Source organism: Salarchaeum japonicum (genome assembly GCF_049705945.1).
Taxonomy (GTDB): Archaea; Halobacteriota; Halobacteria; order Halobacteriales; family Halobacteriaceae; genus Salarchaeum; species Salarchaeum japonicum_A.
This window is the reverse complement of record NZ_JBNAMV010000004.1, coordinates 1,226,498-1,248,424: the sequence shown is the minus strand read 5'-3', so window position 1 is coordinate 1,248,424 and position 21,927 is coordinate 1,226,498. Positions and strand designations below refer to the sequence as shown.

Genomic DNA, 21,927 nt, shown 5'->3' with positions numbered 1-21,927 from the left:
CGGCGCTGGTCGCCGCGAGTGCGGAGCGTCAATCCTTTTCCCGAGTCCGACCCAACCCCGGGTATGAACCGCGATACGTCCCGCGACCTCTACGACCGCGCGCTCGACTCGCTGCCGGGCGGCGTGAACTCCTCGGTGCGTGCCGCGCCCGTGCCGTACCCGACGTTCGTTCGGTCGGGCGAGGACGGGCACGTGGTGGACGCAGACGGGAACCGCTACGTGGACTGGGTGATGGGGCTCGGCCCGCTCCTCCTCGGGCACAGCCTCCCGGAGCGCGTCACGTCCGCCATCCAGTCCCGGACGGCGGACGGCCCGATGTTCGGGATGCCGACCGAGCTCGAAGTGGAGCACGCGGAGTTCGTGACGCGCCACGTCCCCTCGGTGGAGATGGTGCGGTTCGTGAACTCGGGGACGGAGGCGACCGTCTCGGCCGTCCGCCTCGCGCGCGGCTACACGGGCCGCGACAAGGTCGTCGTGATGGAATCCGGCTACCACGGCGCGCAGGAATCAACACTGGTGGAGGGACAGGGCCAGCCGTCGTCACCGGGGATTCCCGCGTCGTTCGCGGAGCACACGCTCCCCGTGCCGTTCAACGACCCGGAGGCCGCCCACGAGGTGTTCGAGGAGCACGGCGACGACATCGCCGCGGTGCTCGTGGAGCCGGTTCTCGCGAACAAGGGCATCGTCGAACCGGAACCCGGCTACCACGAGACGCTCCGCGATTTGACGGACGACCACGGCTCCCTCCTCGTCTGGGACGAGGTCATCACGGGCTTCCGCGTCGGCGGCCTGCAGTGCGCGCAGGGCAAGTACGGCTTCGACCCCGACCTCACCACGTTCGGGAAGATTATCGGCGGCGGCTTCCCCGTCGGCGCGATCGGCGGGAAGACCGAGATTATGAACGAGTTCACGCCGTCGGGCGACGTGTTCCAGGCGGGGACGTTCTCCGGGCATCCCGTGACGATGGCTGCGGGCCTCGAAACACTCCGGTACGCCGCCGAGGAGGGCGTGTACGACCACGTGAACGCGCTGGGCGACCGGCTCAGGTCGGGCCTCGAAGACGTAGTGGAAGATCAGGCGCCCGCGTATTCGGTCGTAGGGACGGACAGCCTGTTCAAGGTCGTGTTCACGCGGGACGGCCAGCGTCCACGGAACGGTAGCGATGTCGGGGACGCGAGCGTGGAGCGCTGGAACCGCGTGTTCCGCCCGCAGATGCAGGATCAGGGCATCATGCTCTCACAGAACCAGTTCGAGAGTCAGTTCGTCTCGCACGGCCACACGGAGGAGGACGTGGATCGAACCATCGAGGCGTACGCGGACGCGCTCTAGAAGGGAAGGGGGTTTCAACGACGCCGTCCGAGTGTTGGTATGGACAAGAGCGAGCCGATTCGGCTGGCGACGCGGGGGTCTCAGCTCGCGCGCCGGCAGGCGGCCGAGGTGCAGGCCGCCCTCGAGGACCGCCGGTACACGGTGGAACTCGTGGAGGTGGAGACCGAGGGCGACCGCATCACGGACGAACGCATCCAGGACCTCGGGAAGACGGGTGCGTTCGTGCGCGCGCTGGACGAACGCGTCCTCGAGGGCGAGGTGGACGCGGCGGTGCACTCGATGAAGGACGTGCCGACGGACGTGCCCGCCGACCTGGTGACGGCGGCGGTGCCGCGGCGCGCGAGCGCGGGCGACGTGGTCGCGACTATCGACGGCGAAACCCTCGACGAACTGCCGGACGGCGCGGTCGTCGGCACGTCGAGTCTCCGCCGGAAGGCCCAGGTGTTGAACGCGCGCCCCGACCTCACGGTGGAGCCGATTCGGGGGAACGTGGACACCCGACTGGAGAAACTGCTCGCGCCCGCGCTGCAGGCGGAACACGAGCGACGGCTCGAGTACGAGAAGGAACAGGAGTCCGCGGAGGCGCGCGACCAGAAGCGCGACGGCGACGACATCCATCAGGACGACGAGCGCGTCTACGAGCGCGACGTGGAGGAGTGGTTCAGTTCGCTGTCGGAACTCGAACGCGCGGCGATGGAGCGCGACGTGGAAACCGAGTACGACGCGGTCGTGCTCGCGCGCGCCGGCCTCGAACGCAGCGGCCTGGCGTACGACGTGGCGCTCACCGACCTCCCCGTCGAGGACCACGTGCCCGCGCCGGGACAGGGAGCGCTCGCGGTGACGGCGCTGGACGGCGACGTGGCGGACGCGGTGCACACGGCGCTCGACCACCCGCGCTCGCGCGTGGAGACGACGACGGAGCGCGTCGTGCTCGAAGAACTCGGCGGCGGCTGCATCGCCCCCATCGGCGTGCACGCGTTCATCCAGGGCGGCGTCGTCCGCACGCACGTCCAGGTGTTCAACGAGGACGGCAGCGAGTCCGTGACGGAGACGCGCGAACTCGACATCGACGACTACGCGTCCGAGGCGCGCGAACTCGCCGCCGACCTCCGCGAGCGCGGCGCTGCCGACCTCATCGCGGAGGCGCGCCGAGAATGACCGGCACCGTCTCGCTCGTCGGGAGCGGCCCCGGTGACCCCGAACTCCTCACCGTGAAGGCCCGTCGGCTGCTCGACGAGGCCGACGTGGTGTTGCACGACAAGCTTCCCGGCCCGGACATCCTGGAGACGATTCCGAAGGAGAAGCGCGAGGACGTGGGGAAGCGCGCGGGCGGCGAGCGCACCCCGCAGTCGGAGATAAACGCGCGACTCGTCGAACTCGCCCGGGAGGACAAGCACGTGGTGCGGTTGAAGGGCGGCGACCCGTTCGTGTTCGGGCGGGGCGGCGAGGAGATGGCGTACCTCGCGGACCACGACGTGCCGTTCGAGGTCGTGCCCGGCGTCACGTCGCCGCTCGCCGCGCCCGCGGTGACGGGGATTCCAGCGACCCACCGCGACTTCGTGTCGAGCGTCACGCTGGTCACCGGCCACGAGGACCCGACGAAGGAGGAGTCGAGCGTGGACTGGGGCGCGCTCGCGGACACCGGCGGCACGCTCGTCGTGCTGATGGGCGTCGGAAAACTCCCGGAGTACACGCGCGAACTCCGCGGGGCCGGCATGGACCCGGAGACGCCGGTCGCGCTCGTGGAGAAGGGAACGCGTCCGGGCCAGCGCGTCGCCACCGGCACGCTCGACACCATCGTCGGCGTGCGCGACGAGGAGGGCATCGAACCACCCGCGGTGACGGTCATCGGCGAGGTCGCGCGCGTCCGAGAGCGCGTGGAGGCGTGGTTGGATGCCTGACGTCGCCGTCTTCCGGCCCGACGACGGCCGGCTCGCGCGCGCCGCGGACTACCTCGAATCGCGCGGTGCGGACCCCGTCGGGGACCCGATGCTCGCGGTCGCGCCCACCGGAAACGCGCCCCGGGACGACGCGGAGTACGTGGTGTTCACGAGCAAGACGGGCGCGGAACTCGTCGGCGACGCCGGCTGGACACCCGGCGACGCGACCGTGTGCGCGATCGGCGAGTCGACGCGAGTTGCACTAGAAACGGAGGGGTTCGGCGTGGGCGTGGTCCCCGGGGAGTACTCGTCTACCGGCCTCGTGAACGTCCTGCGGGACCGGGTCGGTGGGTTGCGCGTGGAAGTCGCGCGCTCCGACCACGGGAGCGACGTGTTGCTCGACGGCCTCACCGAGGCGGGCGCGTACGTCCACGAGACCGTTCTCTACCGTCTCACGCGTCCGAGCGAGAGCGGCGCGTCGACGGAGCGCGCGGCCAGCGGCGACCTCGACGCCGCGCTGTTCACGTCGAGCCTCACCGTCGAACACTTCCTCGACGCCGCGGACGAACGCGGCCAGCGCGCGCAAGCGGTCGAAGGGCTGAACCGCGCCGTCGTCGGCACCATCGGCGAACCGACCCGCCAGACCGCCGAGGAGCGTGGTATCGACGTCGACGTCGTGCCCGCCGAGGCGAGTTTCGAGGCGCTCGCGGACGCGGTGCTCGACCGACTGTAGGGCGGACGTTTATAGCCGGGAGCGACCTAGCGGGTAGCGATGAGTGAGTCCACGGCGTCCTTTCCCGTTCCCGAACTCGAAGCGCGCGCACGCCGGTGTGCGGACGCGCTCCGCGACGCGGACGACGTTCTCCTCGCGTCCCACATCGACGCCGACGGCCTCACGAGCGCCGGCGTCGCCTCCCAGGCCCTCTCTCGGGCGGGCATCGACCACGAGACCCGGTTCGAGAACCAACTCGGCCCGGAAGAAATCGAAGCCATCGCCGACACCGGCCACGACACCGTTCTCTTCACGGACTTCGGGAGCGGCCAACTGGACGAAATTACCGAGTACGACTTCACGCCCGTCGTGGCCGACCACCACCAGCCCGCGGACGTAGACATCGACTACCACCTGAACCCGCTTCTGGAGGGTGTTGACGGCGGAAGCGAACTCTCGGGCGCGGGCGCGGCGTACGTGCTCGCTCGGGCGCTCGGCGGTTCCGAGAACAGGGACTTGGCGGCGCTCGCCGTCGTCGGCGCGGTCGGCGACATGCAGACGGAGGGCGGGGAACTGGTCGGCGCGAACACCGTCGTCGCGGAGGAAGGCGTGGAAGCCGGCGTGCTCGACACCGCGCGCGGCCTCGCCGTGTACGGCGTGCAGACCCGCCCACTCCCGAAACTCTTCGCGTACGCGAGCGACGTCCACATCGCCGGTATCACGAACGACAGACAGGGCGCGGTGCGCTTCCTCGCCGGTCTCGACATCGACCTCAAGCGGGACGGCGAGTGGCCGACGTGGGCCGAGCTCACCGTCGAGGAGAAGCAGACGGTGGCGAGCGCGCTCATCCGGCGCGCGATACGCAACGGCGTGGACACGGACGACGTTGAGGACCTCGTCGGAACGACGTACACCCTGGTCAAGGAGACGCCGGGGACGGAGGTGCGGGACGCGAGCGAGTTCTCCACGCTCCTGAACGCGACGGCGCGCTACGAGCGCGCGGACGTGGGGCTCGCGGTCTGCCTCGGCGACCGCGGGGACGCGCTCGACGACGCCCGCGACCTCCTCGCCGAGCACCGCCGGAACCTCTCCGCGGGCGTGCGTTGGGTGGAGGAACACGGTGTCACGCAGGAGGAGCACGTGCAGTGGTTCGACGCCGGCGACGAGATTCGGGATACCATCGTCGGTATCGTCGCAGGGATGGCGATGAGCGCGGACGGCGTGCGATACGCCAAACCCATCGTGGCGCTCGCGCGAAAGAACGAGACGGAACTGAAGGCGTCAGCACGGGGGACGGGCCAACTCGTGGACGACGGCCTTGACCTCTCCGTCGTGATGGGGGAGGCCGCGCGGTCGGTCGGCGGTGACGGCGGCGGACACACCGTCGCGGCAGGCGCGACGATTCCGGAGGACGCCGTCGAGGCGTTCATCGACGAGGTCGGGCGGTTGGTCGCGGCGCAGTTAGCCTAACTCCAAAACCCCGGCGTACACGAGCACGGAGACGGAGAACGCGTAGACAGCGCTCGCGGCGGCCAGTACGATAAACGGGACCGAGAGCAGTCGGGCGGTCCGATAACCGACGAACCCTCTGCTGGTACCCATGACGAGGAACCCGCAGAGCGTCGCAATCAGAGTAACGACGGCGGCGGCGACGAGGCGGTCACGGCGGCGCATACCAAGGGATTGCGGAGCGCCGGCAAATCGATGTCGGTCACCAACCAACCCAGATTCTGTATCGTCGTATGGAGTTTATCGTTGGTGAATCGGCCGGTTTTTACTTCCGACTCCCCCGATGGAGGGTATGAGCGACTTCACGCCCGAGGAGTTCGAGGAGGAGAAGTACACGGAGTACTTCTCGCAGCTCCAGACCGCGTACAAGCGGGCGTTCAACGAACTGAACGGGACGTACGACTCGACGCTGATTCACGCCATCGACCAGCAGATACTGAACGAGAGCGAACCGCACTACGAGGGCGACGGCGAGTTCTCGATAGAACTCCCCGAGAACCCCATCGACCGCTTGACGGGCGTGCCCGTGAGCGACGAGAAGGCCGAAGAGACGCTCGACGTGTACGTGGCGGAGTTGAAGACGCAGTTGCGAGCGACGTTCGATTTCGCGTAGGTCCAAGAACTTAAGCCGCCAGACACCGTATTCTTCTATATGAGCACCGAGAGTCAGTCCGGCGACGACCTGGAGGAGCGAATCAACAACTTCCTCCGCCGGAACTTCCCCCAGATTCAGATGCACGGCGGGAACCACGCCATCCAGAACATCGACCGAGAGAACGGCACGGTCAGCATCGCGCTCGGCGGCGCGTGTTCCGGCTGCGGCATCAGCCCGATGACGATTCAGGCGATCAAGTCCCGGATGACGAAGGAGATTCCGGAGATTAACACGGTTCACGCGGACACCGGCATGGACGGCGGCCACGACACCGGCGGGATGAGCCCCTCGTTCCCCGGTGAGACGTCCGACGACGGCGAGGACGACGAAGGCCCCCAGGCCCCGTTCTAGTCCTCAGTCCAGTAGTAGAGCTGTTCTTTTTCGGCGCCACACGACGGACACTCATCGGGAAGCCCGTCGTGGAGGTCGCCCATTTCGCCGCACTCCGAGCAGCGCCAGGTGAGTTCGGCCTCGCCGAACTCGTGGCCGGCGCGTTCGTGTTCGATCGAGAGCGATTCGACGCCCTCGCGGGTGGTGACGTAGAAGCCGTCCTCGTCGAACCCGCGGACGGTGCCGAGTTTCTGTCCGTCCTCGTCGTAGATCGTTGCGCCGAGTGCGACCGTTGGTGAGTCGTCTGCCATACGCGGAGAATCGACTGCATCCGGGATAAAGGCACCCGCCAACTACGCGATAAACTATATTCCACGATATAGAAAAGTGGATTCCCCGCACGGTTTACGGGGTGTGGGGTTCTCCAACGTGTATGGACACGAAGAACTTCCTGTTCTGTTCGCTCGACGCGGCGCTCATCGGCGACGTAGCGTGGCAGGTCTCACGGGAGGGGCACAACGTGAAGTACTACATCGAGGCGGAGAGCGACCAGGAGATAGCGGACGGGTTCGTGGAGAAAACGGACGACTGGCGCGCTGAGGTCGAGTGGGCGGACGTGGTGATTTTCGACGACATCTGGGTCGGGTCGGACATCGGAACCGGCGAACTCGCGGAGGAGCTGCGAGAGCAGGGGAAGGCGGTGGTCGGTGGGACGCCGAACACCGATCACCTCGAAGAAGACCGTGGGTACGCGATGGAGGTTCTCGAAGACCAGGGTGTCAACACCATCGAACACCACATCTTCCACGACTTCGACGCGGGTATTCAGCACGTCCGGGAGAACCCGGCTCCGTACGTCATCAAGCCGCTCGGCGAGGTGCAGAACGTCAAACGGCTGCTCTACGTCGGGAGCGAGGACGACGGCAGCGACATCGTGGACGTCCTCCGCGCCTACAAGAAGGCGTGGGGCCACCGAATGAAGGGATTCCAGCTGCAGCGGAAGGTCGAGGGCGTCGAGGTCGCGGTCTGCGGCTTTTTCAACGGCGAGTCGTTCGTCGAACCCATCAACTTCAATTTCGAGCACAAGAAGCTCTTCCCGGGGAACATCGGGCCGTCGACGGGCGAGATGGGGACGTCGATGTTCTGGGCGGGGCGGAACAGGCTGTTCGAGGAGACGCTCGGCCGGCTGGAAGAGTGGCTCGCGGACGAGGGCTACGTCGGGAGTATCGACCTGAACTGCATCGTGAACGACACCGGCGTCTATCCGTTAGAGTTCACGCCGCGGTTCGGCTATCCGACCATCACGCTCCAAGAGGAGTCCTTCGAATCGGGGACGGGCGCGTTCTTCTACGACCTCGCGAACGGCCGCGACCCCGAGCTCGAAGTGCATCGCGGCTACCAAATAGGCGTGCGGGTCGTGCTGCCGCCGTTCCCGTTCGACGACGAGAAGACGTACGACGAGAACTCCCGGAACGCCGCGGTCGTCTTCGAGTCGAACAACAGGGAGGGCGTGCACATCGAGGACGCGAAACTCGTGGACGGCCAGTGGCGGGTCGCCGGCGAGTCCGGAATGCCGCTCGTCGTGACGGGGAAGGGCGAGACGATGCAGGCGGCGCGCGAGCAGGCGTACTCGCGTATCGACGATATCACCATCCCGAACCTCTACTACCGGGACGACATCGGGGAGCGCTGGGTGGACGGCGACGGCGACCGCCTGCATGCGTGGGGCTACCTCGGGCCGGCGTAGATTAGCTCACGCGGGGGTCAAGAAGGGCGCGTGCGGTGTCCCGGAGGAGCGTTCCGAGGACGCCGAGGCCGACCATGCCGAACACGGCGGTGAAGCTCAGCATCGGGTCGCCCGCGCCGAACCCGTTGAACACGGCGACGCCGACGCCCTGGATTCCCCAGACTTCTTCCACGACGATGGTGGTGAGGACGAGCAAGCCGAGCGCTTCACCGAGGACGACGGAGACGAGCGCGGGCCACGTGTTCCGGAAGACGTGGACGGCGAGGCGGAGGCGGCCGGCGCCCTTCGAGCGCGCGGTTTTCACGAACTCCGCGGAGAGGTACTGCGTCGTCTCGCTCTTGACGTGACGGATTTGGACGGCGGCGAACGTGAACGCGATGAGCGCGGCGGCGAGCGCGAACCGCTGGAGGTTCCGGGGGTGCCAGAAGCCGATGTTTCGGTCGGGGACGTACGTCCAGCCGAGCAGGGTGGGGACGCCGATGAGGAGGGCTTCGGCGGCGACGAACGCCGGGAGGCTCAGTCCGGTGTAGGAGACGGCGGAGAGCGCGCGGTCGAGGAGGCTGTCCGGCTTCACGGCGGCGTACGTGGCGACGCCGGTGCCGAGGACGAGCGACCCGACGAGACCGGGGACGACGTACGCGAGCGTGATGGGGATGCGGTCGGCGTACAGGGAGACGACTGACGTGTCGTAGAACGTGGACTGCCCCCAGTCGAGCGTGAGGAAGGACGCCATCCACTGAACGTACTGTGCGAGCGGGCCGGCGTTCGACTCCGTGACCGCCGCGAACCCCATTTCGATGGGAGTGAGGCCGACGAACCGCGTCGCGGGGAGGGAGGCGAGGATGACGTAGGTCGCGGTGAGCACGACCCAGACGACGCCGACCGCCCACGCCAGTCGGCCGAGGACGTAGCGTGTTCCCGAAGAGTCCGACATGTTCGCACTCACACGACCACTCCGTGATAAGCGTTCCCAATACATCGTGTCGGTAGATGGAAACCTCTATATGGATAACCCTGGGTGATGTTACCAATCGATGCGCACGGACGCCCTCCCCGACGTGGACGAGTCGTCGTCCACCGGTGTCTCGGTGCGCGCGCGGACGCTCGTCGTGCTCGCCGGCCTCGCGGCCATCGCGGTCGTGTTCCTGCGCGCGTACCTCACGCCCGACCCGCCCCACGCGACCAGCTACGAGTTCCTCCAGTACGAAATCAGTCGACTGGAGTGGCTGTGGGTTGCGAGCCTCTGGATACTCGTCGTCTTCGCCGCCGACCTCGTCGTGCGAAGCCCCGGCCGGGTCCGAGATGCGTTCCGCCGCCTCCGCCGCCGTCCAGTGACGCTCGCGGCGGCGGTAGTGACGTTCGTCGTCTTTCTCGCGGGCACGCTCGGCCCCGTCGTCCTCGACCCACCCACCGTCAGCATCCCCTACCGAAACCAACCGCCGGTCTTCACGAGCGTCCGCGAGACCGCGGTCGTTCAGTGCTACAATCCGTCCGGAGACCGATGTTACGGCTCGTGGGCGCACCCGCTCGGCACCGGCCGGTTCGGCGAGGACATGATAACGCTCCTCGTGTTCGGCGCGCGGAACGTCGTCCAGCTCGCGCTGGTCGCCGTCATGCTCATCGTCCCGCTCGCCACAGTCGTCGGAACCGTCAGCGCGTACGTCGGCGGCCGCACGGACTGGGCGCTCTCCGGCATCGCCGAGAGCCTGAAAGCCATCCCCGCGCTCCTCGTGTTCCTGGTGTGGCGGTGGGTCAGCGGCGAGGGCACGCTCTTTATGCTCGTCGTCTCCTTCGGCCTCGTCAACTGGGGGAGCGTCGCCACCGTCGTCCGCAGCAGAACGCTCGACGAGGTCTCGAAGCGCTACGTGCACGCCGCGCGCGCCGCCGGCGCGTCTCCCCGACAGGTCGTCCAGTGGCACCTGCTCCCGAACGTCTCCCGCACCGCAATCACCACCGCCGTCTACCAGGTCCCGCTCTTCATCACCATCGAAGCGACGCTCTCCTTCCTCCGGTTCGGCAGCCCGGCCTCACCCCTCCTCCTCGCCCCGCCCTCCTTCAAGTCCTGGGGCACCATGATCGGCCAAACCATCAGCAACGCCGGGACCTACTGGTGGGAACCAACGATTCCCGTCGCCGCGCTCTTCGTCACGATTCTCTCCGTCAGCATCCTCAGCGACGGCATCAGCGACATCGTCGACGCACAATAACTATCAAAACCCAGCGAGGGCTACATGAAGTCCGCAATCCCGGACTGCTTGTTCTTGTCGTTCTCGAAGATGCTCTCCAGTGACTGTTCGAGGACTTCGAGGCGCTGTTTGGTGTACTCGCGGCAGTCGTACTCCTCCGCGACCTGAATCGCGGTGTCCATGTACTTGTTGACGGACCCCCGGTGCACGGTGAGGTTCACGGTGCCGCCGCACTCCCGGCAGTCACCGGTGAGCGGGACGCGCCGATACTTCTTCCCGCAGTCCAGACACCGCGTCTCCTGCCGGCTGAACGCGCGGAGGTTCCCGATGAGGTCGGGGAGGAAGTGGTACTCGATGACGCGCTCGGCCACGTCCGTCTCGTCCACCGCGCGGAGCTTCCGCGCGAGCTCGAGCTGCGCGTCCATCTTCTCCATCATCGACCCCAGGGTCTTGTACGCGGAGAGGTCGGGGCCGAGCGCGATGTTCGACGTATCGTGCGTGTGGTCGAACCCCGTGTACTCCAGGTCCGTCCCGAGGTTCTCCTCCGCGATTTCCACGTCCACGGACTCCGGGTCCGCGAGCTCCCGGGACGCCTCGTAGAACTCCCGCGAATACTGCCGCACCACGTCCATGTTGTGCGCCTCGTCGTCGATCTCCGACGGGTCGATACGACTCGACATCACGAGCGGCGCGTCCATCTGCCCACCGCGCTTGTCCGGCAAGAACGACTTCGAGAAGTTCAGTAGACCGTCCATCAGCAGCATCACGCAATCTTCATCTCCGTCACAATTCCTTCGCTTCGCTGCGTGGAAGTAGGGGTGGGCGTAGCCGACGGCGGCGCTGGTGAAGCCGACGACGCGGCCGACGGTGGCGGCGCTGGTGTGGGGGGCCATGCCGAAGACGAGTTCGCCGACGAGGTCGTCGCGGTCGTCGAGTTCGTAGAAGGGTTCGACGTCGTAGTATTGGGTGAGGAGGTCGTCGACGAAGTCGGCGGTTTTGAGCATGTGTTCGGCGGCGCCGTCGCTGAGGACGATGTCCTGAACGTTGAGTTCGAGGAGTTGGTCGTCGTGCTGGAGGGGGTCGTCGTTGATGTCGTGGGTGTAGCCGAGTTCGCGGAACTGTTCGACGGTGACATCGAGTTCGCTGGGGCGGACGGAGGTGACGGGGAGGTCCGTCATGTCGTAGCGGACGGTGCCGTCCTTGAACGAGGTGACGTCGTGTTTCGCGCGGAGGACGCCTTTCTCGATGGGTTCGGGGACTTTCTCCGAGGACATGAGTCCTTTGACGCCTTTGAGGATGTCGTAGGCGTTCTCGCGTTCGCCGACGGATTGGAGGGCGTCGGCGTACTTCTTCCGGAGGTCGATGGTTTGAGTGGTGACGTTGTCGAGTTCGCGCTCGCAGCGCGGGCATTCGACGCGCCCGGATTCGTCGGGGTGGGCTTCGACGCCGCAGTCCGGGCATTCGTAGTAGGGGTCGGTCCAGGTCTCGCAGTCGGAACAGCGGGCTTCGTAGGTGTGTTGACTGCAGTCCGGGCACTCGCGGACGCCGAGCTGTACGTCGATTTGGCCGGGCGTGCTCTGCATGTCGGGCGCGTGTTTCGCGGCTTTCGCCACGTCGCGTTGGCTGCCGCCGGCTTCGCCGATCGGGAAGAGCGTGTGGACGGCGGGGGAGAGGTCGCGGGATTCGGATTTCTCGGGGCGGCCCATGCGGTTCCCGATGCGGGTGGGGGCGCGTTCCTGCACGGCGAACGGCGCGACTTCCTCGACGGCTTTCATCGCGTTCTCCCACTGCTTGGCGTCGGGGCTGAGGGCGTCCCACGTCTTCTCCAGGTCGGTGGTGAGGCCGAGCGACCGGACGAACGGCTGCCAGTCCGTCACGCGAATGTGCTCGCCCTGGTGGTGGGGGAGGATGAGGGCTTCGACGGTCTCCCGAACCTCATCGTCGTAGGGGAAGACGAGTTCCTCGCCGTCGATTTCGCCCTGAGAGACGGCGTCGGCGAGCGCGCGAAACTCGGGTACTGAGATGTCGTGCCAGAGGTAGGTGTACTCGGGGTGGAGGGGGGCGTCGTACTCGTCGGCCCAGTCGAGCGCTTGGTCGGGGCTGGGGTGGTCGAGGTCGACGTACGGCGAGTCGCGGAGCGCCTGGAGGTCCGCGCCGGCGGCGGCGAGGTCTTGCTCCCACCACTCGACGACGTAGGACGCGGGCGCGAGCGGGTGGTTGTTCTCCACGAACTCGCCGTAGTTCACGAGGTACTCGCCGAGGTCGAGGATGCGTTCGACGCCGTTCCGGACTTCCAGCGCCTCGCGGGGGTCGTCGATGCGGCGGACGTCCCCGTTCGCGAGTTTGACCGTGGGGCCGTCGATGCTGTCGACGGGCACGACGCCGGCGGCCTTTCCGGGGCGTTCGGTCTTTATCTGGGTGCCGGTGGCGAGGAAGTCGTCCACGAGGTGCATCGTCGCGGGGTGGACTCCGGCGGTCGCGAACCCGTGGTTGCGCGAGCGCCCGTACCGCAACCGGAAGCCGCCTTCGCGGGAGGGGTGGCCGAAGACCGGGCGGCCGGCGATGAGGTCGCGGAGGAACTTCCCCGAGGATTCGACCCGCGGCGGCCCCTCCGGTTCACTCGACGTTCCCCCGCTCTCGCCGTCGTCCTCGCCGTCATTGTCGGCGTCCGCGCTCTCGTCGGTCTGCTCGGCCTCGTCGCTCGCGTCGTCGCTATCGTAGTAGGTGCCGTCGATGAGGTCCTGAAGCCACGGCCAGTCCACCTCGTCCAAGCCGCGCGTGTACCGCTGAATCTTCGGGGCTTTGAGCGCGATTCCCTCCGCGAGCACGAGACACATGCCGCCACGGGGGTTGTTCGTGTCGACGCGTTCGAGGTCGCGGAAGCCGGAGACCTCCTCCTGGCCCGTCGCCTCCCCGTCGAGCATGATGGGCATGTGCTCGGCGATGAATTTGGTTTCCTCGTCCTTCGGCGTGTACTGGAGGCCGGTCTCGGAGTCGTAGAGCGCGACTTCCTCCGCGTACCGCTCTATCTCGTCGTCCCGGCCCTTGTACTCGCTCATCCCGAGGAGCGCGCGGGCGTAGTCCGCGACGAGCACGCTGAGCGCCTGCGCCGTCCCGCCCGCGGAGCGAATCGGGCCGGCGTAGTAGACGTTCACGAACTCGGTTCCGTCGTCGTTTTCGAGGACTTCCACGCGGTCGATGCCCTCGATGGGCGCGGCGACAACGCCCTCCGTGAGTAGAGCGACCGCCGTTCGGACCGCGCCCTCAACCTTCCCGGCGTCGGTCTCGTAGTCGCCGACAGTGCCTTCGACGAAGTCCTCGGTGAGTTCGAGCGCGGCCTCCTCCCGACTCATCTCGCCTTCGAGTTCGCGGACGCGTTCGGCGACGCCGTCAATGCCGAGGATGTTCTCCACGCGGTCGGCCATGTCCTTCGCGACCGGAATTTCCACCTCGGGCTTGGGGTCGCCGCCCCGCTGTTTCGCGCGCTCCGCGAGGTCGAACGCCTCGTCCAACCGGGATTCGAGTCGTTCGAAGTATGCTTCGTCCTCGGAGCGCATGTACGCCTACCGGATACAGCGGACGGACTATTAGGGGTTGTGTTCGCCCACCCCGCCGGGGGTTGCGCGAACCGTGTCGTTTGAAGGCCTCCGCGACGAATCCGAGGTATGGCGCTCATCGCGTTCGATTTCGACGGGACGCTGTCCGACGACGAGATGCTCGTGCTGCTTGCGGAGCAGTACGGGGTCGCGGCGGACGTGGAGGACATCACGGAGCGGGCGATGCGGGGCGAGCTCGCGTACGCGGAGAGCCTGCGCGAGCGCGCCGCGCTCCTCGACGGGCTTCCCGAGCCCGAAGCGCGCGCGGCCTACGAGCAGGTCTATCTCCGGCCGGGCGCGGCCGACCTCATCGAGGCGCTGCGGGACGCCGGCCACACGGTCGTCATCCTCACCGGCGGGTTCGAGGAGGGCGTTCGCGCGGCGCTCGACAAGGAGAACGTCGAGGTCGACGCCATCACCGCGAACGCGCTCCCCGTCGAGGACGGCCACCTCACCGGGGAGGTCGAGGGACCGCTCATCGAGGGGACGAAGGACGACGCGCTCGACGCCGCGATGACGGAGTTCGGCGTCGACCGCGCGGACACCATCGCGGTGGGGGACGGCGCGAACGACCTCCCGATGCTGGAACGCGCGGGCCGCGCGATAGGGTTCCTTCCGAAGCCGAACGTTCGTCCCGAGTGTGACATCGTCGTCGCGCGCATGGACGTGCTCCACGAGGTGTTCGTGGAGGACGGCCTCATACGACCCTGACCTGGAACTCCCTGCGCTCGTCGACGGCCTCGACGTAGTACGTCATATCCGGCGTGCCGTCCCCGACCTTGCTCTCGTCGAGGTCTCCCGACATGTAGTACTCGTCCTCGTACGTCCACGTCCGCGTCTCTCCGGAATCGAGAACGAACGACGGCGTCTCGATGGGGGCGTGCGCGACGAAGGGGCCCGCACGGTTCAGCGCACCGAGGAAGCGCGCGGGCGCGTCGGCGTCGTTGGTTACCGTCAGCCCGACCGTGGGGCGCTCGCCGCGCTCGACGGTCTCCGGGAAGTCGTACTCGACGCTGAAGTCGAAGCCCGCGGCGAGGCGCTCGCGGAGCGACTGTGGGAGCGGCCACTCGCCGCCCGGCCACGAGAGTCGGGCGTTCGCGGCGTCGCCCGACTGTGGAATGTCGAAGAGCAGCCAGCCGTCCCGGCCGTCGACGCCGTACGCGATCGCGCGGTCGCCGTACTCCCGCCACAGCCGAACATCGTCGGGGTCGACGGGCGCGTAGTCAGTGCCGTCGAATCGGAGTGCGAACTCGTCGCGGGCAGGCGCGTCGTCGCCGTCGGGCGCGATGTCGAGGAAGAGCGCGGCCCGGTCACCGTCCCGGACGCCGATGGAGTCGGGAGAGGTCATCGCGACGACGCCTGGCTGATAGCGGTCGAGCGACACCGACAGCGGCGTGCTCGTGGTCGTCTCGGTCTTCGGCGGGTCGGGCGTCTCTCGGTCGGTCGTGCCGGTCGTTTCGGTCGGACTGGAGCCAGTGTTCTCGGTGAGACAGCCCGCGGCGGCGGTGGTGGCGAGCGCGCCGGTGGCGGCGAGGAAGCGGCGTCGGTGCATACCCGATAGCTGGCGCGGACGCGGTAAGTGTCTTCAGCAGGGTGAAAGAGGCGTTTCAGGCTGCGTCGGTGGCGGCGCCGATGGCCTGCTCGAGGTCGGCGACGATGTCCGCGGGGTCCTCGATGCCGACGGAGAGCCGCACCATCTCGGGGAGGACGCCGGCGTCGGCCTGCTCCTCGTCGCTGAGCTGTTGGTGCGTGGTGCTCGCGGGGTGGATGATGAGGGTTTTCGCGTCCCCGACGTTCGCGAGGAGGCTGGCGAGTTCGGTGTTCTCCACGGTCGACTGGGCGGCGTCGAAGCCGTCGTCGAGGCCGAACGTGAGCATCCCGCCGTAGCCGCCGTCGAGGTACTCGCTCGCGGCGTCGTGGGTCTCGTGGGATTCGAGGCCGGGATAGTTCACCCACGAGACCGCGTCGTGGTCCTGGAGGTACTCAGCGACCACTTGGGCGTTCTCGCAGTGGCGGTCCATGCGGAGCGGGAGGGACTCCATGCCCTGCAGGGTCGTCCACGCGTCGAACGGGCTCTGCTGGTTCCCGAGGTCGCGGAGGCCCCTGGCGATGGCGGCGTACGTGAACGCGGCGTCGCCGAAGCGCTCCGCGAAGTTCACGCCGTGGTAGGCGGGGTTGTCCGCGCCGATTTCGGGGTACTTGTCGGCGTTCGCCTGCCAGTCGAAGGTCCCCGCGTCGACGAGCGCGCCGCCGACCGTCGTGCCGGCGCCGTGCAGCCATTTCGTGGTGGAGTGCCAAACGATGTCCGCGCCGTGCTCGATGGGGTTGCAGAGCGCGGGTGTCGCGAACGTGTTGTCCACGAGGAGCGGCGTGTCGTGTTCGTGCGCCACGTCCGCGATGGCTTCGAGGTCGGGCGTCACGAGCGCCGGATTGCCGATGGTTTCGACGAGCACGTACGCGGTGTCCTCGTCGATGGCCTCGCGGTAGGCGTCGACGTCGAGGGTGTCGACGAAGCGCGTGGTGACGCCGCGGCGCTCGACGGTGTGGCTGAGGTAGGTGTGGGTGCCGCCGTAGAGCGCGTTCGCGGCGACGATGTTGTCCCCGGCTTCCGCGAGCAGGAACGTCGCGACGTTCAGCGCGGACATCCCGGAGGACGTGGCGACCGCGCCGACGCCGCCTTCGAGCGCCGCGAGGCGGTCCTGGAGCACGTCCACGGTCGGGTTCATCAGCCGCGAGTAGATGTGGCCGGGTTTCTCCAGCGCGAACTGGGCGGCCGCGTCGTCGGCGTCCGCGAACTCGTAGGAAGTCGTCTGATAAATCGGGGTGGCGCGCGCTCCCGTGGCGGGGTCGGGGTCGCTGCCCGCGTGCACGCTGCGCGTGTCGAATCCGGGCGCGTCGTCGGAGTCCTCTGTCATGCACGACGGTTCTCCCCGACGCGATGTAAAGCAGGCACACACCTGCAGTATCTACCGGCGTCTACCCCGGGAAGAGGCTGTTGTGGACGGGCGCGTGCCCGCCGTCGGTCGAAACGCCGTCGGCGAGGAAGGAGCGGAGGGGCGGGCCGACGTTCTCGGGTTCGACGAGGAAGGCGTCGTGGCCGTGGTCGGAGTCGACGACGCGGTGCGTGACGGGGATGTCGGCGTCCTCGAACGCGGCTTCGAGCGCGTGGGACTGCTCGACGGTGAAGTGCCAGTCGCCCGTGAACGACATCACGAGGGTTTCACCGGTGAACGCGGCGAGCGCGTCAGCGTCGCTCTCGTAGCCGTTCGCGAGGTCGTAGTCGTCCATCGCGCGCGTGAGGTAGAGGTAGCTGTTCGCGTCGAAGCGGTCCGTGAACTGACTCGCGTTGTAATCGAGGTAGGACTCAACCTCGCGGTAGGGGAAGAAGCCGCCCGCGGGGTCGCTCGGGAAGCGGTCGCGCGCGCTCTCGCGGCCCGCGCTCCGCCGACCGAACTTGCGCTCCATCGAGTCCTTCGAGAGGTACATCAGGTGGCCGATCTGGCGGGCGAGCGCGAGGCCGTCTGTCGGGCCGTCGCCGTCGTAGTAGTCGCCGTTCTGCCAGTCGGGGTCGGTGGTGATGGCGCGGCGCGCGATGGCGTCCAGGCCGAGGCACTGCGCGTCCAGTCGGGCGGCGGTGGCGACGGCGACGACTCGACGGACGTCGTCGGGGTAGCGTTTCGCCCAGTCGAGCGCGTTCATTCCGCCGACGCTCCCGCCGACGACGGCGTGGAGGCGGCCGACGCCGAGTTCGTCGAGGAGTTGGCGCTGGGCGCGCGTCCAGTCGCCGACGGTCACGGCCGGGAAGTCGGTGCCCCAAGGGTCGCCGTCCGGGCCCTCGCTCGCGGGGCCGGTGGTGCCGTAGCAGGACCCGGGGACGTTCGCGCAGACGACGTAGTACTCGTTCGTGTCGATGGCCTTCCCGGGGCCGACTACGTCGTCCCACCACGCGCGCGCCTGGCCGGCGGTGCCCTCAGCCTCACGTGCGCCGGAAGCGACGTGCTGGCTGCCGGTGAGGGCGTGACAGACGAGGACGGCGTTGTTCCCGTCGAACTCGCCGTACGTCTCGTAGGCGACTTCGAGTTCGGGAACCGTCTCTCCGCACTCGAACGTGAAACTCCCGAGTTCGACCGTCATAGCGCGTCGTCGAAGTCCGCGAGGATGTCGGCGGGGTCCTCGATGCCGACGGAGACGCGAACCATGTCGGGGAGGACGCCCGAACTGCGCTGTTCGTCCTCGCTCAACTGGGCGTGCGTGGTGCTCGCGGGATGGATGACGAGCGTCTTCGCGTCCCCGACGTTCGCGAGGAAGGACGCGAGATTCACGCTCTCACAGAACGATTTGGCGGCGTCGAAACTCCCGAGACCGAACGTCACCATCCCGCCGTAGCCGCCGTCGAGGTACTTCGTGGCGTTCCCGTGCGTTTTGTGGCTTTCGAGACCGGGATAGGACACCCAGTCGGCGGCGGGGTGGTCTTCGAGGTACTCGGCGAGAATGTGCGCGTTCTCGCTGTGGCGGTCCATGCGGAGGCCGAGCGTTTCGAGGCCCTGGAGGGTCTGCCAGGCGTCGAACGGGCTCTGCTGGTTCCCGAGGCTGCGGGTGGCGCGGTGGCGGGCGACCGCCGCGAACGGCGCGTCCGGGAACCGTTCGGTGAATCGAACGCCGTGGAACGCGGGGTTCTCGCCCGCGATTTCGGGGTACGTCTCGGCGTGTGCGTCCCAGTCGAAACTCCCGCCGTCGACGACGACGCCACCGAGCGTGGTGCCGCCACCGTGCAACCATTTCGTGGTGGAGTGCCAGACGACGTCCGCACCGTGCTCCAGGGGCCGGCAGAGCGCGGGCGTCGCGAACGTGTTGTCCACGACGAACGGAACGCCGTTCTCGTGGGCGATGTCGGCGAGGCGTTCGAGGTCCGCGGTGACGAGCGCGGGGTTCCCGATGGTTTCGGCGTGGACGTACGCGGTGTCCTCGTCGATGGCCTCCTCGTACGCGTCGTAGTCGAGGGTGTCGACGAACCGGGCTTCGACGCCGCGGCGGCGGGCGGTGTGCGCGAGGTACGCGCGAGTCCCGCCGTAGATTGCGCTCGCGGAGACGACGTTGTCGCCGGCGGACGCGAGCGCGAAGTTCAGGGCGTCGAAACTCGCCATCCCGCTGGCGTTCGCGACCGCCGCGCTGGCGCCGGCGAGGTCCGCGATGCGGTCTTCGAGCGTGGCGACCGTGGGGTTGCTGATGCGCGAGTAGATGTCGCCCTTGCCCTCGAGCGCGTAGAGGGAGGCGGCGTAGTCCGCGCTCTCGAACTCGTAGGAGGTCGTCTGAAATATCGGGGTGGCGCGCGCCCCGGTCGCGGGGTCGGGGTCGCTGCCGGCGTGGACGGTGCGGGTGTCGAAGCCCGACTCACCCTCGTCACTCATACACTGCACTCATACTCCTACAGGCTTCTATAACTGACAGTTACGGCGAGGTTTGCCGGCTACAGTGACACCAGCCGAATCGTGAGGTAGGGCGCGAGGTAGCCGAGACAGTACCCGAGCAAGTGCGAGTAGAGGTTCAACACCGTGCCGTCCCCGAACGACACCGTGGTGAACGCCGCGAACGGCGCGCCGACGAACAGAACGAGGGAGAGCGCCGCGAGTTCGAGATGGCCCGCGGGCGTGAGCGCGTGCTGGAAGCCCGCGATTGAGAGGTCGGAGACGTCCCCGTAGATGTCTCGGACGTAGAGCAGAACACCGGCGCCCGCTACCGCCGCGACCGCCAGCCCGCCGATCCGCGACGGGACCGCTATCAGCGCGATGACGCCCGTTCCGACGAAGAACAGCGCAGGGGCGTGCGAGTCGAGCACCTCCGCCGTGAACTGCCGGGAGACGTATCCGACGAGCATCGTCGGGAGCAGGCCGACGAACGCCATGTTCACGCCGGAAAAACCGTAGCCGATGCGGGGGCGAATGAACGCGAGGTTCAGGAGGGAGAGCACGACCGGGAACACTGTCAGAAAAGTTATGAATGCCGCGTAGAACCGCGCGCGCCGCCCGGAGAGCGTCGCGAGCAGGTAGGTCGAGCCCGCGAGCAGGACGTACGTGGAGACGTTCGCGACGAGGTGCGGGCGCGCGATGTGCACGAAACTGGACGTGTAGAGCGTCACGAGCGTCGGGTCCGTGTAGGAGAGGACGTAGTCGTACTTCACCGCGTCCGGGAGCGCGTACACCGCGAAGAGGACGGCGGGGACGGACGCGAGGAGCGGCAGGTCGTACCAGCGCGCACGCTCGGCGAGGGCGCGCAGGAACGACTGGCGCGTCGACATACCGAAGAGAAGAGCGCGAGCCGTAAAAGGGGCTGTGGCCCTACTGGCGGCGGCGTGCCACCGCGAACAGCGCGACCACCAGCATGGCGACGCCGCCGAACACGACCAGCGCGGTGGTGTCGAGCTGGCTCTGCTCAGCGGGCGGCACAGTCGTCGTGGACTGCGTCGTACCGGTCGACTGCGTCGTCGTTGTCGTCTCGCTCTCGACGGTGAGCGTTCCGGCCGTCACGCCGTTCGCGGCGACCTCGTAGGTTCCGGCGTCGGGCGTGACAGTGAACCTCGCCGTGGTGGACTCCCCGGCGTCCAGCGAGACTGTTTGCGTGCTCACTTGGTCGCCGTCCAGTGTCAGTTCGACTGTCGTGTTCCCGGCCGCCGTCCCGTCGTTCTCGACCGTGACGCTCACGGTCGCGGACTCGCCGGCCGCGACGGTCGTCGTGTCGAGCGCGGCGTCGGTGACGTTCAGGGACGCGGACCCGCTGCGGACCGCGAACACCGACAGGCCGGGCGAGACGGCTCCGAACGTGGCGACGCCGTCGGTCGTTCCGATGTGTGTCGTTTCGAGTTCGTTCCACGCGCCGTCGTGATACCGGTAAAGCACGACGTTCTCGGGCGCGACACCGCGCTCCGCGAGTGTCGACTCGGCGACGGTGAAGGAGAACGACACCTCGCCGATGGACTCCTCAGGCACGTCGTGGTCAACCTGGATGTACGTCACGACCTCACCGCCCCCGTCGCCCGCGTCGGGTTCGGGGGTGTCACCAGCCGAGTCGTCCGAGACGGAGACGGAGAGGTTGAGGGATGTGTTCTCCGTCGTGGAGACGTTCATCCCTGTGAGGGTCGTTGACTCCGTCGCGGTCGCGTTCGTCTCCGGGAAGGAGACGGTCGCGGTGTCGTTCGCGGACACCGTGGAGACCGAGACGTTCGTCGCATCCGGCGACAGCGTCACGTTCACCGACGGTTCGTCCGCGGTATCGTTCGCGGGTTCGTCAGCCGTATCGTTCCCGGTGTCTGTGGGTTCGTCCGCGTCGTCAGCGGGTGGCTCCGGCGGTGCGGGGGCCGGAGAGACGGTGATAGTCGTCGTCGCTTCGACCGTGTTCCCGGCGTCGTCGCTCGCCGTGAGCGTCACCGTGTACGTGCCGGGCGAACTGTACGCGTGCGAGACCGAGCTTCCGGTCGCGCTCGCGCCGTCACCGAACGACCACGAGAGCGAGGTTACGCCGACGTTGTCGGTCGCGGACGCGTCGAACGTCACCGTGTTCCCGACGTTCGCCGCGCTCACCGCGTCGATGGACGCAGACGGGGACGTGTCGTCGCTCACCGAGAGCGAGAGCTCCGTCGCGCTCCCTGACGACCAGTTCGCGGAGACGCCGGTCGGTTCACCGGCGACCCGGAACGTCACGGTCGCGTTCTCCGCGTCCGGCTTCGACACGTCGAGTTTGTCCGCGAACGCGCCCGGACCGCCGAACGACCCGTCCGCGTTCGTCTCGATGGTCGCGACGACCGAGCCGTCAACGACAGCCGACACCGACACGCCCGCCGGTGCGGGATCACCGTCCACCGTCGCCTGTCCGTAGTAGGACGCCGGTGGCTCCGGCGGCGCCGCAGCCGCCGCGCCAGCCAGCGGACCCGCGACCGCCGCAGCGAACAGCGCCGCGACCATCGCAACCGTCCGCGCGTGCTCCTTCATC

General features: G+C 67.9%; 20 protein-coding genes. 10 read left to right on the top strand and 10 right to left on the bottom strand.

Annotation, left to right across the window (positions count from 1 at the left end; genetic code table 11):
• The first annotated feature begins 63 nt into the window (after window positions 1-63).
• Genes hemL through ACOZ4O_RS08335 form a run of 5 tightly spaced genes read left to right on the top strand, consistent with a single transcriptional unit; the run spans window position 64 to window position 5,391 of the window.
• Window positions 64-1,329: a glutamate-1-semialdehyde 2,1-aminomutase gene (gene hemL / locus ACOZ4O_RS08355; protein ID WP_424524850.1), complete on the top strand. Its 1,266-nt coding sequence runs from the start codon at window positions 64-66 to the stop codon at window positions 1,327-1,329.
• 39 nt (window positions 1,330-1,368) lie between these two features.
• Window positions 1,369-2,487, top strand: coding sequence for a hydroxymethylbilane synthase (gene hemC, locus ACOZ4O_RS08350; protein ID WP_424524849.1), 1,119 nt, complete (start codon window positions 1,369-1,371; stop codon window positions 2,485-2,487).
• Window positions 2,484-3,230 (top strand): uroporphyrinogen-III C-methyltransferase, encoded by a 747-nt coding sequence (gene cobA / locus ACOZ4O_RS08345; protein WP_424524848.1) that lies wholly within the window; start codon window positions 2,484-2,486, stop codon window positions 3,228-3,230. Before hemC ends, cobA begins: the two co-directional genes overlap by 4 nt.
• On the top strand, window positions 3,223-3,942 hold the full coding sequence (locus ACOZ4O_RS08340) for a uroporphyrinogen-III synthase (protein WP_424524847.1): 720 nt from the start codon (window positions 3,223-3,225) through the stop codon (window positions 3,940-3,942). Before cobA ends, ACOZ4O_RS08340 begins: the two co-directional genes overlap by 8 nt.
• A 39-nt stretch (window positions 3,943-3,981) precedes the next feature.
• Window positions 3,982-5,391: a DHHA1 domain-containing protein gene (locus tag ACOZ4O_RS08335; RefSeq protein ID WP_424524846.1), complete on the top strand. Its 1,410-nt coding sequence runs from the start codon at window positions 3,982-3,984 to the stop codon at window positions 5,389-5,391.
• Here ACOZ4O_RS08335 and ACOZ4O_RS08330 read toward each other — a convergent pair.
• Window positions 5,383-5,595 carry a hypothetical protein gene (locus tag ACOZ4O_RS08330; RefSeq protein ID WP_424524845.1) on the bottom strand — a complete coding sequence of 71 codons (213 nt, stop codon included), beginning with the start codon at window positions 5,593-5,595 and terminating at the stop codon, window positions 5,383-5,385. The two genes, ACOZ4O_RS08335 and ACOZ4O_RS08330, sit on opposite strands and share 9 nt — an antisense overlap.
• A gap of 127 nt (window positions 5,596-5,722) precedes the next feature.
• On the opposite strand from ACOZ4O_RS08330, the gene ACOZ4O_RS08325 reads away from it, so the two are divergent.
• Together ACOZ4O_RS08325 and ACOZ4O_RS08320 are read left to right on the top strand one after the other, a co-directional pair.
• On the top strand, window positions 5,723-6,043 hold the full coding sequence (locus ACOZ4O_RS08325) for a DUF5783 family protein (RefSeq protein ID WP_424524844.1): 321 nt from the start codon (window positions 5,723-5,725) through the stop codon (window positions 6,041-6,043).
• Between the two features lie 39 nt (window positions 6,044-6,082).
• Window positions 6,083-6,436 (top strand): NifU family protein, encoded by a 354-nt coding sequence (locus ACOZ4O_RS08320; RefSeq protein WP_424524843.1) that lies wholly within the window; start codon window positions 6,083-6,085, stop codon window positions 6,434-6,436.
• Here ACOZ4O_RS08320 and ACOZ4O_RS08315 read toward each other — a convergent pair.
• Window positions 6,433-6,726, bottom strand: a complete 294-nt coding sequence (locus ACOZ4O_RS08315) for a DUF7130 family rubredoxin-like protein (protein ID WP_424524842.1) — start codon at window positions 6,724-6,726, stop codon at window positions 6,433-6,435. The two genes, ACOZ4O_RS08320 and ACOZ4O_RS08315, sit on opposite strands and share 4 nt — an antisense overlap.
• A 122-nt stretch (window positions 6,727-6,848) precedes the next feature.
• Here ACOZ4O_RS08315 and ACOZ4O_RS08310 point away from each other — a divergent pair, with 122 nt between their 5' ends.
• Window positions 6,849-8,162 carry a phosphoribosylamine--glycine ligase gene (locus ACOZ4O_RS08310; RefSeq protein WP_424524841.1) on the top strand — a complete coding sequence of 438 codons (1,314 nt, stop codon included), beginning with the start codon at window positions 6,849-6,851 and terminating at the stop codon, window positions 8,160-8,162.
• A 1-nt stretch (window position 8,163) separates the two neighbouring features.
• Here ACOZ4O_RS08310 and ACOZ4O_RS08305 read toward each other — a convergent pair whose 3' ends face one another.
• The gene (locus ACOZ4O_RS08305; protein WP_424524840.1) at window positions 8,164-9,096 is read right to left on the bottom strand and encodes an ABC transporter permease; all 933 of its coding nucleotides are present in this window, start codon (window positions 9,094-9,096) and stop codon (window positions 8,164-8,166) included.
• A 100-nt stretch (window positions 9,097-9,196) separates the two neighbouring features.
• Between ACOZ4O_RS08305 and ACOZ4O_RS08300 the strand changes: the two genes are divergently transcribed.
• Window positions 9,197-10,369 carry an ABC transporter permease gene (locus ACOZ4O_RS08300; RefSeq protein WP_424524839.1) on the top strand — a complete coding sequence of 391 codons (1,173 nt, stop codon included), beginning with the start codon at window positions 9,197-9,199 and terminating at the stop codon, window positions 10,367-10,369.
• A gap of 20 nt (window positions 10,370-10,389) precedes the next feature.
• On the opposite strand, the gene ACOZ4O_RS08295 is transcribed toward ACOZ4O_RS08300, so the two are convergent.
• Window positions 10,390-13,905, bottom strand: a complete 3,516-nt coding sequence (locus ACOZ4O_RS08295; RefSeq protein ID WP_424524838.1) for a DNA polymerase II large subunit — start codon at window positions 13,903-13,905, stop codon at window positions 10,390-10,392.
• A 108-nt stretch (window positions 13,906-14,013) separates the two neighbouring features.
• Between ACOZ4O_RS08295 and serB the strand changes: the two genes are divergently transcribed.
• Entirely contained in the window at window positions 14,014-14,655 is a 642-nt protein-coding gene (serB, locus tag ACOZ4O_RS08290) for a phosphoserine phosphatase SerB (RefSeq protein ID WP_424524837.1), read from the top strand.
• On the opposite strand, the gene ACOZ4O_RS08285 is transcribed toward serB, so the two are convergent.
• The 6 genes from ACOZ4O_RS08285 to ACOZ4O_RS08260 all read right to left on the bottom strand — a co-directional run bounded on the left by ACOZ4O_RS08285 (window position 14,642) and on the right by ACOZ4O_RS08260 (window position 21,926).
• Window positions 14,642-15,496 (bottom strand): hypothetical protein, encoded by an 855-nt coding sequence (locus tag ACOZ4O_RS08285; RefSeq protein ID WP_424524836.1) that lies wholly within the window; start codon window positions 15,494-15,496, stop codon window positions 14,642-14,644. The two genes, serB and ACOZ4O_RS08285, sit on opposite strands and share 14 nt — an antisense overlap.
• Window positions 15,497-15,551: 55 nt before the next feature.
• The gene (locus tag ACOZ4O_RS08280; RefSeq protein ID WP_424524835.1) at window positions 15,552-16,859 is read right to left on the bottom strand and encodes an O-acetylhomoserine aminocarboxypropyltransferase/cysteine synthase family protein; all 1,308 of its coding nucleotides are present in this window, start codon (window positions 16,857-16,859) and stop codon (window positions 15,552-15,554) included.
• Between the two features lie 61 nt (window positions 16,860-16,920).
• Entirely contained in the window at window positions 16,921-18,078 is a 1,158-nt protein-coding gene (gene metX / locus ACOZ4O_RS08275) for a homoserine O-acetyltransferase MetX (protein WP_424524834.1), read from the bottom strand.
• Complete coding sequence (locus ACOZ4O_RS08270) at window positions 18,075-19,352, bottom strand: O-acetylhomoserine aminocarboxypropyltransferase/cysteine synthase family protein (protein WP_424524833.1); 1,278 nt, start codon at window positions 19,350-19,352, stop codon at window positions 18,075-18,077. The genes metX and ACOZ4O_RS08270 overlap by 4 nt, the downstream gene beginning before the upstream one ends.
• Before the next feature lie 59 nt (window positions 19,353-19,411).
• Entirely contained in the window at window positions 19,412-20,239 is an 828-nt protein-coding gene (locus ACOZ4O_RS08265) for a hypothetical protein (RefSeq protein WP_424524832.1), read from the bottom strand.
• 40 nt (window positions 20,240-20,279) lie between these two features.
• Window positions 20,280-21,926 carry a PKD domain-containing protein gene (locus ACOZ4O_RS08260; protein WP_424524831.1) on the bottom strand — a complete coding sequence of 549 codons (1,647 nt, stop codon included), beginning with the start codon at window positions 21,924-21,926 and terminating at the stop codon, window positions 20,280-20,282.
• Window position 21,927: the final 1 nt, after the last annotated feature.